The following is a 12484-nucleotide window of genomic DNA, read 5'->3' on the forward strand; positions in this document are numbered from 1 at the left end:
AAATGATACGGAGCTGCGGCAATGGCATTGCACCATTGCACCGCGCGCATGGTGGCCCCAAGTAGGGTGCCATGCAATTCACTATGGACGATCTTGGCCCGGCCGAGCGGTACAAGCTGCTGGTCAACACCATTACCCCGCGCCCCATAGCATGGGTGCTGACGCGCGATGGCCAGGGGCGCTGCAATGCCGCGCCCTACAGCTTCTTCAACGCCATGGGCGGAACGCCGCCGCTGCTGGCCATCGGCATGGCGCCCGATTCCCAGCGCCCGGGCGTGAGCGAGAAGGACAGCCTGCGCGCCATTCGCGAGACGGGTGAATTCGCCGTGGCGCTGGTGGACGAGGCGCATGCGCAGGCGATGAATGTCACCGCCATCAATGCTCCGCCGGGAGAGGATGAGCTGGCGCTGGCAAAGCTGCCGACGATGCCCGCCACCTGCATTTCCGCCCCGCTGATCGCCGATGCACCCGCGCAGTTCGAATGCCGCCTGTGGAAGCTGGTCGAAACCGGCCCCGGCGCTGCCATCGTGATCGGGGAAGTGCTGGTGACCCATATCGCCGATCGCTTTCTTGGCGATGAGGACGGACGGCTGCGGATCGATAATCCGGCGATGAAGCTGATCGGCCGCACCTATGCCGCGGGCGAATATGTGAGGAATTCCGATCCGCTGCACATGGACCGCAAGGTCTGGCCGCTGGAACCTGAAAGCTAGGCTTCAGACCGCTCTCAGCGCACGTCGGCGAATTGCTCCAGCCCCGGCACGGTGATTGTCCGGTCGCCGCCAAAATCCTCGCGCACCACGATCAGGCCGGTGCGTTCCAGATGGTCGAGCAGGCGGCGGATGCGCCCCGGCGATGTGCTGCCATAGACGCGCGCCAGCTCGCCTTCGTCGGGCGCGGAAAGCCCCTGCGCGGCGGCCACGGCGATGGCCAGATAAGGTGCTAGCACATCATCCTCCACGCCCTGCGCCAGTCGCTCCACCGCTTCACGCTGGCTGTCATCCAGCCGCTCCAGACCGGCGCAGGCAATGGCGAACAGACGGCGGAAAATGACCATGTCGACATGCGATGATGCAACGCCGCGCTGGCGGCAGCGGATGGCGAAGGTGCGAAACAGGCTGGCGGCAGGCTGGAATGTCGCGCCATCCTCTGCCGCCATCTCCCGCAGGATGCTGTCCAGATCGTGATTCGCACCGGCCGCGGGCGAGCTGTCGTGCTGGTCGTCCAGCGGGATGGCGGGCGTCTCGCTGGCCGGTTTTTCCACAACTTTGGCCCGCTCTTCAGCGCTGGTTTCAGGCACGGTCACAGGTGCGGTAAAGCTGGATATCGCCTGTTCCAGATCGGCTGCGGGCCTGGGCGGCGGCGGTGACACCTGCCGCGCGGGAACCGGTTCTGCCGCCTGCTGCGCCAGTTCGGCGTGGAGCAGGGCTTCCATCCCTTCGCTTGGCGCATCGGGCAGTGGCATCAGGCCGGTGGTATCGCTCTTCCCGCCCGACTGGACCGAACCGATTCTGACCGCTACCGGACGGCGGCTGATCGCCGGACCAAGGCCAAGGAAATGCCCGCGTTCCAGATCGCGGATACGCTCCGCCTGCCGCCGGTCCATGCCCAGCAGGTCCGCCGCGCGCTGCATGTCGATATCCAGGAAGGTGCGCCCCATCAGGAAGTTGGACGCCTCTGCCGCCACGTTCTTGGCCAGCTTGGCCAGCCGCTGGGTGGCGACAATTCCGGCCAGCCCGCGCTTGCGCCCGCGGCACATCAGGTTGGTCATGGCGGACAGCGTCATGCGCCGTGTGTCCTCGGCAATCTCGCCCGCCACCGAAGGGGCGAACATCTGCGCCTCGTCCACCACCACCAGCGCGGGGAACCAGTGCTCCCGCGGGGCATCGAACAGGGCGGTCAGGAACTGCGCGGCGCAGCGGATCTGCTGTTCCACCTCAAGATCGTCGAGCGAGAGCACGACAGAGGCGCGGTGCTGGCGAATGCGGCCGGCCAGTGCCTCTATCTCCCGCGGGGAATAGCTGCCGCCTTCGATCACGATATGGCCGAAATGATCGGCCAGGCTGACGAAATCGCCTTCCGGATCGATCACCACCTGCTGCACCATCCCGGCGCATTGTTCCAGCAGGCGGCGCAGCAGATGCGATTTGCCCGACCCGCTGTTGCCCTGCACCAGCAGGCGCGTGGCGAGCAGCTCCTCTATGTCGATCGGAACCGCCTGCCCCGCCGAATCCCTGCCTATTTCAATCTGGGTGTGCACGGCGGGCAGCCTAGAGTGGCCCGCCGTGCGCGAGAACCCGCCCGCCCGAATTATCCAGCGCTAAAAGCCTATTCGGCGGCGAACAGCGACAGGTCGATGCTTTCACCCACGGCCTGCAATCCGGCGTCGGAGCCGTGCAGGAAATCGCCCATGTGATAGCCATCGCGCATGGCGGCAGGATCAGCCGGATCGGCAAAGGCGGTATCGATCCGCACGGTGGCGTCGAATTCACCGGAATTGAGGATCCAGCTGTTGATCGCCTGGCGCGCGGCCTCTCCCTCTTCGGTCCAGTAGCTGGCGCCCTTGTACGGGCCGATCGGCGAGCCGATGACCTTGATGCCCTTTTCATGCGCGCGGGCGATCAGCTGGCGGAAACCGGCAATCATCTGCGGCACGTCGATCTGCGGCTGGTCTATGGTCAGTCCGCCCACGCCGCCGCGCTGCGGTCCATAGCGGTTGCCGATGTCGTTCACGCCTTCGAAGATGATCAGATATTCGACATTGGGCAGGCTCAGCACGTCCTCGTCAAAGCGGGCCAGCGCGCTTTCGCCCATGCCGGGACTGAGCACGCGGTTGCCACTGATCGCGGCATTGGCAACGGCATATTCCAGCCCCGCGTCCTGCAGGCGATTGGCGAGGATGTCCGGCCAGCGGCGATTGGCGCCCGGGGTCGATCCCACGCCATCGGTAATCGAATCGCCAAAGGCCACGATCGTACCCAGCGCATCGGCCGATTCCAGCTCCACCACGGACAGGAAGGCGCGGTGGTTGGCGGTGGAAACCGGCTCCCAGCTCTGCCCCACATGGTTGCCCGTAGGAGAGACCGCCAGCGTATCCGTGCCGGTCAGGTGGCAGGTGCACGGTCCGGTATCGTCGGGCAGGTAGAACTCCACCTTCATCCGCGCCAGATCGGGCACGTTGAGCGCCACCGCATCGGTGGCGAAGGGTGCGCCGCGCGGAATTACGGCGGAGGCTTCCCCGCCAAAGGTCAGCGCGCGGCTGGTGCCTGCAATCTCGTTATTGTCATCATCGATCAGCACCACGCGCGCCTGCCCGATGTGCAGCGGCTGCTGGCCATAGCGGTTGGAGAAGCGCACGCGGATATTCTCTCCGCCTTCGGACACGCGCAGGATCTGGCTGATCGTGACGTCATCATAGGATGCGGCGGCAAACGGGCCTTCCCCTCCCAGCGGCGCATGCGGGGAAGCGGTCCAGCTGGCCACCCACATGCCGCCCTCATGGTGGTTTGCATGGGCAGCGGTCGCCATCGATCCCGCCATCAGCGATCCGGCCAGTGCCAGCGCGGCAAATTTCAAACGCATCCTTGTTTCTCCCTTGGCGGGCAATCTAACCGGCCATGACGCTAAAGCAATTGTCTTGCGGATGGGCGGTCCGTTCGTTCCGCCAACCCGCAAAGCCAGCCTCCGAAGTCTGCCTCCGAAGTTCGCCCCCTAGGTCAGGCCTTCCAGACCCAGTATTTCGCGCCCCAGCGCTCTTCCAGATCGGCGAGGCATTCCTTGTGGATCTCGCGCACGCGCTCGGGCGTCATGTAATCGGCGGGATCGATCTCGCGGATGGTGAGGGTGGATTTGTCCTCATACAGATGCTCGCCCTTCAGCAGCGCGTTCTCGTCATAGGGCCAGATGAAGGCCTGCAGCGAATCGACCAGGTACAGGCCGTCATCCTTGTCCACCTTGTGGCCCAGCTTCTTCAGTTCGGCCCCGGTGGACATCTGGTGGAACCACATCTCGTCGGCAATGCCCCAGTCGGCCACGGCCACCAGATCGCCCGAATTCCACAGCACGATATCGCCGATGCTGGAGTAGAAATCGAACACGCCCTTGCGGCCCTTGACCTGAAACGGGCTGTCGCCCCAGGTGATGTGATAGACCGGATCGTCGGCCATCATGTCGGGCGCGGTGATCTCCTCGAACATGGCCGCGCCTTCCAGATGCACGTGGCGGCAATAGTTCTTCAGGATCGCGCGGTGATGCGGGTTGGTGGTCTTCTCGAGCAGGTCGAGCGTGGGGTTCATGCAGTTATAGACTTCGGTCTCGTACTTGCTGGCCATGTGGTTCTCTCTCCCAATTTTCCGCTGAGATGCCACGACAAGGCGGCAAGGGCCAGAGGGGACGCAATAGGGGACGCAATCAGGCGTCCGGATTGGCCACCGGCCGTTCGCGCAGGCGCAGCGCCAGGCCGATGATGGTGCCGGTGGCGATGGCCACGGTCAGGTCGACCATCACCGTCAGCACGGCGGTCAGCGCCATCAGCAATATATCGCTGCGCGGCATGCTCAGTCGCTCACCCCAGCGGTGCGGCTCTGCCATGGACCATGCGGTGAGGATCAGCAGCCCGGCCAGCGCAGGCAGCACCATCGCGCCTGCCAGCGGCGCGGCCAGAGAGACCAGCGCCCAGATCACCAGCGCATGGACGATGCCTGCCACCGGCGTGCGCCCGCCCGCGCGGACATTGGTGGCGGTGCGCGCAATCGCGCCGGTGGCGGGCAGTCCGCCGAACAGGGACGTGGCGAGATTGGCCGCGCCCTGCGCCATCAGTTCCGCGCGCGGGCGGTAGGACCCCTGCACCATCCGGTCGGCCACCTTGGCCGACAGCAGCGATTCGATCCCTGCCAGAAAGGCGATCGCCAGCGCGGAGGGGAACAGCTCCACCACCATTGCCCAATTGGCATCGGGCAGGCGCGGCATCGGCAGGCCGTGGGGCAGCGCGCCATAGGTGCCCGATACCGTGTCCACCGGCATGGCGAACATGGCGACCGCCAGCGAGGCCGCTCCCACCGCGATAATCGAGCCGGGCAGGCGCGCAGACAGTTTGCGCAAGGCGACAATGGCGATGATCGTGGCCAGGCCAATCAGTGCCGCCGCGAGATCGAATGATCCGCGCGCGCCCCACAATTGCGGCAGTTTCTCCATGAAATCGGCCGGCAGCGTGCCGGTGTCGAGGCCCAGGAAGTCCTTCAGCTGGCTGACCGCGATGACGATGGCGATGCCGATGGTGAAGCCGTCGATCACCGGTTCGGGCACCAGCGCAACCAGGCGCCCGGCCTTGAACAGCGCCGCGATCACCAGGATCGCGCCACACATGCCGGTGGCCACCACCAGCCCGTCGTATCCGTGATTTGCAATCACGCTGTAGACCAGCACGATAAACGCCCCGGTCGGTCCGCCGATCTGCACCCGGCTGCCACCAAGCAGCGATATCAGCAGGCCGCCGACGATGGCGGTGATGATGCCCGCCGCGGGTGGAGCGCCCGAGGCAATGGCGATGGCAATGCTGAGTGGCAGCGCCACCAGCGCCACGGTTGTGCCCGCCAGCGCATCATGCACGAAGGCGGAGCGGTCATAGCCTTGCAGCGTGGTCAGCAGCTTTGGTTTCATTGGCGGGGCCTGATGTGAGCCTGTACCCGAATTATTGCGCCGGTTTAAAGCGGATTGCCGTCCCGGTCGCGGAAGATCTCGCGGCGGCCCACGTGGTTGGCGGGGCCGACCAGGCCGTCCTCCTCCATCCGCTCGATCAGCTTGGCGGCGGTGTTATAGCCCACGCCCAGCTGGCGTTGCAGCCATGAGCCGGAAGCCTTCTGGTTTTCCCACACGATCTGGCAGGCCTGGCGATAGCGGCGCTCTTCCGGATTGTCCGACGCGGTGAATTCGTCCTCGAAATTATAGCCGCCGTCTTCGGGCTCCTCGGTGACGGAATCGATGTAGTCAGGTTCGCCCTGGCCGCGCCAGTGGCTGGCCACTCTCTCCACCTCGTCATCCGATACGAACGGGCCGTGGACGCGCACCAGTGCGCCGGTGCTGGGCTTGAACAGCATGTCGCCCTTGCCCAGCAATTGTTCCGCGCCCTGCTCGCCCAGAATGGTGCGGCTGTCGATGCGGCTGGTGACGTTGAAGCTGATGCGGGTGGGCAGATTGGCCTTGATCACGCCGGTGATGACATCCACCGACGGGCGCTGCGTGGCCATGATCAGGTGGATGCCGGCGGCGCGGCTCTTCTGGCTCAGGCGCTGGATCAGCACCTCTATTTCCTTGCCCACGGTCACCATCAGATCGGCCAGCTCGTCCACGATCAGCACGATCTGCGGCAGGGCGGCGTAATCGAGCTGTTTTTCCTCCACCAGTTCCTCGCCGGTTTCGGGATCGAAGCCGGTCTGGATGCGGCGGCCCAGCGGCTTGCCCTTGGCGGCGGCGGCGGTCACCCGCTCGTTGAAGCCGATCAGGTTGCGCGCGCCGATATCGCTCATCATCCGGTAGCGCCGCTCCATCTCCTCGACCGCCCATTTCAGCGCGCGGATGGACTTGTGCGGCTCTGTCACCACCGGGGCGAGCAGGTGCGGGATATCGTCATAGCTCTTGAGTTCGAGCACCTTGGGATCGATCAGGATCAGGCGGCATTCGGCCGGGCTGAACTTGTACAGCAGTGACAGCAATATGCAGTTGAGGCCCACCGACTTGCCCGATCCGGTGGTGCCCGCCACGAGCAGATGCGGCATGGCGGCAAGGTCTGCCACCACCGGCTCCCCGGCAATGTCCTTGCCCAGGATGATCGGCAGCATGCCCTTGGCATCGACGAAGGCTTCGGACGCGGCCATTTCCTTGAAGCTGACCATCTGCCGGTCGGCATTGGGCAGTTCGATGCCCATCACCGTCTTGCCCGGAATCGGCGCGACGCGGGCGGATATGGCGGACATGTTGCGGGCGATATCCTCGGCCAGACCAACCACGCGGCTGGCCTTGATGCCGGGGGCAGGTTCCAGCTCGTACATGGTCACCACCGGGCCGGTGCGCACGGCGGTGATTTCGCCCTTCACGTTGAAATCGTCGAGCACGTTTTCCAGCAGGCGGGCGTTGCGTTCCAGCGCCAGCTTGTCGAGCTTGGGGGCATTGTCGGTCGGCGGATTTTCCAGCAGGTCGAGGCTGGGCAGGTCATATTCGGCGAACAGGTCCTTCTGCCGCGCCTTGGTCGCCCTGGCCGGGCGCGGGGGCGCGGAAGGATCGCTGATTTCGGGCGGCTTGCGGTCCGATTGCGCGATCGTGACCGGTTCAGACGAGCGTTCGGTCTTCTTGCGCGCGGGCGATGGCTTGAACGGATTGGCGTTGCTGCCGGGCAGGCTGGGCGCGCGCTTCAGCCATTCGGGCAGAGTCAGCAGGCCGGCCCAGTCCAGCGCAAAGACCTTGCCCGCCAGGAATGCGCCGGCCAGCAGGCTGAGCAATCCGCCCGCCAGTATGGTCCAGAACTGCGCCCCTTCGGGCAGGCGTCCGGCCAGAGCGCGCAAGGCGCCTTCGCCCAGCAATCCCGCCAGTCCGCCGGTCGATGCCGGAAGGCTCCATTCGCGCGGATCGGTGACCAGTGAGAGGACGGTGGAAAGCAGCGCCATCGCCAGCAGCAACAGCAGCACGGTGCGCCACCACTTGCCCTCACCAATCGCCTCCTCATCGGAGGCATCGCGCCATAACTTGCGTCCGAAGGCATAGAGCAGCGGCAGGAACAGCACCGATACCAGCCCGAACAGCGTCAGCACGCCATCGGCGGCATAGGCCCCGGCGCGGCCCATCCAGTTGTCCACCACGGACCCGGCGGCAGTCGACAGGGACGGATCGGTATAGCTGAAGCTGACCAGCGCCAGCGTCAGGAATGCGGTGGAGGCGAACAGGATGACGGCGCCGGACATCTGCAGCGCACGGCTCAGCGAACGGCGAAAAGCCGCGCGCCAATCGGCATTTTGCGATGAATTCCGGGCGCGTGACGCCATCAGCTTCGTTCCCTTTTCGTCCCGCAGGCGCGCATCATGAGTCCGCACAGACTCCCCGTCAAGATTTAGCGTGAGGTAAGTCCATCAATCGCCGCCCAGTGTGGCCAATCGAGCCGCATGGCGTTGCGGGTGTTCATCCCGCCCAGCGCGATCACCGGGACCTGTGCGTGGCGGGCCAGCAGGCGAAAGCGCACCGGTCCAAGCGAGGGCGCGCCGGGGTGGGTAGCCGTGGCAAAGGCGGGGGACAGCAGGATCGCATCGGCGCCCAGCGTGTTGGCCAGAGCGATTTCCCGCATGTCATGCGCGGTGGCCAGCATCAGCAGGTCGCGGCGCGGATAGAGGCTGCGCGGCGCGCCATAAATGCCGTCCGCACCCCATTCGCGCGCGGTCAGGGCGCTGTCTGCCAGCACCACCACATGGTCCCGTGCCCGGGCGATCCTCTCCAACGCGGCATAGCGGGCCACGCGCTGCGCATCGGGCAGGTGGTAATGGCGATAGATGAAGCCGCTGCCACGCGGCAGGCGGGCCAGCGCATCCTCCAGCACCGCATCGTTGCGCGCATCGGACAACAGCCACAGGCGGGGCAAGATTTGGGGCAGGGACTGGAAAGCGGCCATCGGCCCGCTATAGCGCCCGGATGAGCACAAATGCAGCCCAGCTATTGAACAATGTGCAGGCCCATATCGCCAAGGCCTGCAAGATCGCCCGCCGCGAAGGGGAGGAGGTGACGCTGATCGCCATCTCCAAGACCCATACCGCCGAAGACATCACCCCGCTGCTGGATGCCGGGCAGCGCGTGTTCGGAGAGAACCGCGTGCAGGAAGCGCAAGGCAAATGGCCGTCGCTGAAGGAGCAATACGCAGGGGTGGAATTGCATCTGGTGGGCCAGCTGCAATCCAACAAGGCGGATGAGGCGGTGGCGCTGTTCGATTGCATCCACTCGCTCGACCGGCCTTCTTTGGTGACCGCGCTGGCACGCGCGATGGACAAGGCGGGGCGGCGCGTGCCGTGCTTCATCCAGGTCAATATCGGGGCGGAGGAGCAGAAGGGTGGCTGCGCCATTGCCGATGTGTCCGCGCTGATCGAGCAGGCGCGCGCGGCCAATATCCCGCTGGCGGGGCTAATGTGCGTCCCGCCTTTGGGGATCGAGGCTGCCCCGTTCTTTGCCCTGCTGGACAAGCTGGCGCGCGACAACGGACTGGAAGGGCGCAGCATGGGCATGAGCGGCGATTATGAAACCGCCATCATGCTGGGCGCGACCCATATCCGCGTGGGCACGGCGCTGTTCGGCGCGCGGGACTGAGATCAGCTGGCGGCAAGATGACCCGATAACAGGGTGCAGGATTCCGCTGGCCGGGAGAGAGGTGTTAACCGGTTAGATATCCGCGGGGCCTAAGCCTCCTGCCTGTCAGGAGACACTTCAATGCAATTCGTCCCCCTCAAGTCGCGCGGCGGCAACTATCTTGTCGTCGCTTCCAATATTGCCTGGCTCAGGACCGCGGAAAACGGCCAGACGCAGGTCGGCATCGTCGGCGGCAGTCCGCTGGTGGTGAGCGGGACGATCGAGGAAACGGCGGCGGCGATTCAGGCTGGCTGAGGCGAAGGGTCACTGTGCCCGCCAGGCCTACTCCGCCGCCTCGGTCTCGGGCTCGCCCGCGGCGATGGCGGCCAGCAGGGCCTGTTCCACCTTCTTGAGCCGGTCTTCGGAGGTGATCTTTCCGCCCAGCAGATCGGTCACATAGAAAGTATCCACCGCGCGCTCGCCATATTGGGTGATGTGCGCGGAATTGATGATCAGGCTGGTTTCGAACATCGCCCGGGTCAGCCGGTTGAGCAGCGCCGGACGATCGGTGGCGTTGACCTCGATCACGGTGAAGCGGACCGATGCCTCGTTATCGAACAGGATCAGCGGCGCGATGCGGAAGTTTTCCGCGCGTGTGCGCGGCAGCGGCCGTGCGGCAAGGCTGGGGACCATGTCGATCTTGCCCGCCAGCGCATCTTCGATGGATTTCTTCAGCCGCTTGAGCTGCACCTCTTCCTGGAACGGCTTGCCCAGCGGGTCCTGCACCAGGAAATTATCGACCGCCTTGCCCACTCTGGTGGTGTGAATGCGGGCATCGATGACGTTCGCGCCGGCCAGGTTGATGGCCCCGGCGATGCGGAAGAACAGGCCCGGATGGTCATCGCCGATCACGGTGATAAGCGTTGCCCCGCGCGCCGGATAATATTCGGCATGGATGGACAGCTTGTGTTCCAGCCGCTTGGCAGCTTCGTAGTGCGGCAGGTTGATGGCGATGATATCGGCAGGCTCGGCCATCCAGTAGTCGCGGTCGAACCGGCTATCGAGTTCCTGCACCAGATGGGCCTTGTCGCCCAGCAGGCTGGCCACTTCGAGGCGCTTGGCATCGAGGCGCTTCTGGCGGCGGTCCTCGTCGCCTTCGCCCAGGCGCAATTGCTCCTCGGCCAGCGTATACAGATCGCCCAGCAGCTGGCGCTTCCAGCTGTTCCAGATACCCGGACCCACAGCGCGAATATCGACAATGGTCAGCACGGTCAGCTGGCCCAGCGCCTCGGCATCGTCGATTTCCTCAAGGAAATGCTCGATCGTCTTGGGATCGGCCAGGTCGCGCTTGAAGGCGGTGGCGCTCATCAGCAGGTGATAGCGCACCAGCCAGCTGACCAGCTCGGTCTCCGCCTTGGTCAGGCCCAGCCGCGGGCAGATGCGCAGCGCCAGTTCGGCGCCCAGCACGGAGTGATCGCCGCCGCGCCCCTTGGCGATATCGTGCAGCAGCGTGGCGACATACAGCACGCGGCGATATTTTAGCCCGGGCAGGATCTTGGTGGCCAGCGGGTGGTCCTCCACCAGCTCGCCCTTCTCGATCTTGGACAGCAGGCCGATGGCGCGGATGGTGTGCTCATCCACCGTATAATGGTGATACATGTCGAACTGCATCTGCCCGCCGACCTTGCCGAAATCGGGCACGAAGCGGCCAAACACGCCCGCCTCATTCATCCAGCGCAGCACGCTTTCGGGATCGTTGCGGCCGCACAGCACATCCAGAAACAGCGCGTTGGCGCGTTCGTCGCGGCGCACTTCGCGCTGGATCAGCCCGGAATCGCGGCGCGCCTTGCGGATCGTTTCGGGGTGGATTTCCAGCCCCTCACGCTCGGCAATGGTGAAGATCTCCACCAGCCGCACAGGGTCCTGCTGGAACCAGTCATCGCTCGGCGCGGAAAGCTTGCCGCCCGCGACCTTGTACCCTTCGATCAGCTTTTCGCGCTTGCCCATCAGGCCGGACAGGAAGCCGGCACCGCGGCGCTTCTGCTGGGTCTGTTCTTCCAGCGAGGAGAGAAAGACGCCGGTCAGATTGCCGACATGCTGCGCCTGCAGGAAATAGAACTGCATGAAGCGTTCCACCGCGCTCTTGCCCGGACGGTCGGCATAATTCATGCGCCGCGCCACTTCGCGCTGCAGATCGAAGGTCAGCCGGTCCTCGCCGCGCCTGGCGATGGTGTGCAGATGGCTGCGAACGGCCAGCAGGAACCCTTCGGCACGGCGGAAGCTGCGGTATTCCTCCTTGGTGAACAGGCCCTTGTCCACCAGCTCTGCCGCGCTGCGCACGCGGTAGACATATTTGCCGATCCAGTAGAGCGTCTGCAGATCGCGCAGCCCGCCCTTGCCGTCCTTGATATTGGGTTCGACGACATAGCGCGAATCGCCCATGCGCTTGTGGCGCGCATCGCGTTCGGCCAGTTTTTCGGCGATGAACTGGCTTTCCGTTCCGGGAACGACATCGCCCCAGAAGCGGTCCTCGGTCATCTGGTAAACGTCCTTGTCACCCCACAGATAGCGCCCTTCCAGCAGGGCCGTGCGGATGGTCAGGTCGCTGCGGGCCATGGTCACCATCTCGTCCAGTGATCGGCTTGAATGGCCCACTGTCAGGCCCAGGTCCCACAGGAAATAGAGCATCGCCTCGATCACCTGTTCGCACCAGGCGGTGGGCTTGCCGGGGGTGATGAAGGCGATGTCGACATCCGAATAAGGGGCCATTTCGCCGCGTCCGTATCCGCCCACGGCAATCAGCGTCAGCCGCTCTCCGCTGGACCTGTTGGCCACCGGATACAGGTCGCCCACCACGTGATCGTGCACCACGCGGATGATCTGATCGATCAGGAAGGCATAGCCATTGGTGATCTCGTGCCCGGCACCGGGCTTTTCGGCCAGCCTGTCGGACAATTCCTGGCGGCCATCCTCCAGCGCCTTCTTCAGCAGCGCCACGATCTGCGGGCGCGCGCCTTCGGCCCCCTTGTCCTCAATTGCATCGGCAATGGCGGAAACGAGCGCGCGGCGATCGATGATGGCGCGCTGGCGGGTGATGGTAAGCTTTGACACGCAAAGGGAGATAGTGCGCGCGGGCCAATAGTGCAAAAGCTGCTTGCACGGCGCTGTG

At 64.9% G+C, this 12484-nt stretch carries 10 protein-coding genes; 3 read left to right on the plus strand and 7 right to left on the minus strand.

Features of this window, described 5'->3' with window-relative positions; genetic code table 11:
• The first annotated feature begins 71 nt into the window (after positions 1–71).
• A complete protein-coding gene (locus tag ABDZ98_RS01930; RefSeq protein ID WP_160590581.1) occupies positions 72–713 on the plus strand; it encodes a flavin reductase family protein in 642 nt (213 codons plus the stop codon).
• Between the two features lie 14 nt (positions 714–727).
• Here ABDZ98_RS01930 and ABDZ98_RS01935 read toward each other — a convergent pair whose 3' ends face one another.
• From ABDZ98_RS01935 to ABDZ98_RS01960, 6 genes are all read right to left on the minus strand, one after another.
• Positions 728–2260: a helicase HerA domain-containing protein gene (locus tag ABDZ98_RS01935; RefSeq protein WP_160590580.1), complete on the minus strand. Its 1533-nt coding sequence runs from the start codon at positions 2258–2260 to the stop codon at positions 728–730.
• Between the two features lie 68 nt (positions 2261–2328).
• A complete protein-coding gene (locus ABDZ98_RS01940; RefSeq protein ID WP_160590579.1) occupies positions 2329–3582 on the minus strand; it encodes an SGNH/GDSL hydrolase family protein in 1254 nt (417 codons plus the stop codon).
• 134 nt (positions 3583–3716) lie between these two features.
• Positions 3717–4331, minus strand: coding sequence for a hypothetical protein (locus tag ABDZ98_RS01945; protein WP_160590578.1), 615 nt, complete (start codon positions 4329–4331; stop codon positions 3717–3719).
• A gap of 79 nt (positions 4332–4410) precedes the next feature.
• The gene (locus ABDZ98_RS01950) at positions 4411–5658 is read right to left on the minus strand and encodes a SulP family inorganic anion transporter (RefSeq protein WP_160590577.1); all 1248 of its coding nucleotides are present in this window, start codon (positions 5656–5658) and stop codon (positions 4411–4413) included.
• Positions 5659–5702: 44 nt separating this feature from the next.
• Positions 5703–8033 carry an FtsK/SpoIIIE family DNA translocase gene (locus ABDZ98_RS01955; RefSeq protein WP_160590576.1) on the minus strand — a complete coding sequence of 777 codons (2331 nt, stop codon included), beginning with the start codon at positions 8031–8033 and terminating at the stop codon, positions 5703–5705.
• 65 nt (positions 8034–8098) lie between these two features.
• A complete protein-coding gene (locus tag ABDZ98_RS01960) occupies positions 8099–8620 on the minus strand; it encodes a thiamine phosphate synthase (protein ID WP_337190170.1) in 522 nt (173 codons plus the stop codon).
• A gap of 50 nt (positions 8621–8670) precedes the next feature.
• On the opposite strand from ABDZ98_RS01960, the gene ABDZ98_RS01965 reads away from it, so the two are divergent.
• Positions 8671–9336, plus strand: a complete 666-nt coding sequence (locus ABDZ98_RS01965; RefSeq protein ID WP_160590574.1) for a YggS family pyridoxal phosphate-dependent enzyme — start codon at positions 8671–8673, stop codon at positions 9334–9336.
• A gap of 120 nt (positions 9337–9456) precedes the next feature.
• Positions 9457–9630: a hypothetical protein gene (locus ABDZ98_RS01970; RefSeq protein WP_202385969.1), complete on the plus strand. Its 174-nt coding sequence runs from the start codon at positions 9457–9459 to the stop codon at positions 9628–9630.
• A 27-nt stretch (positions 9631–9657) separates the two neighbouring features.
• Here the strand turns inward: ABDZ98_RS01970 and ABDZ98_RS01975 are convergent, their stop codons facing one another.
• Positions 9658–12426 carry a [protein-PII] uridylyltransferase gene (locus tag ABDZ98_RS01975; RefSeq protein WP_160590573.1) on the minus strand — a complete coding sequence of 923 codons (2769 nt, stop codon included), beginning with the start codon at positions 12424–12426 and terminating at the stop codon, positions 9658–9660.
• Between the last annotated feature and the right edge of the window lie 58 nt (positions 12427–12484).

Source organism: Alteraurantiacibacter aestuarii (assembly GCF_039523595.1).
GTDB classification, from domain to species: Bacteria; Pseudomonadota; Alphaproteobacteria; order Sphingomonadales; family Sphingomonadaceae; genus Alteraurantiacibacter; species Alteraurantiacibacter aestuarii.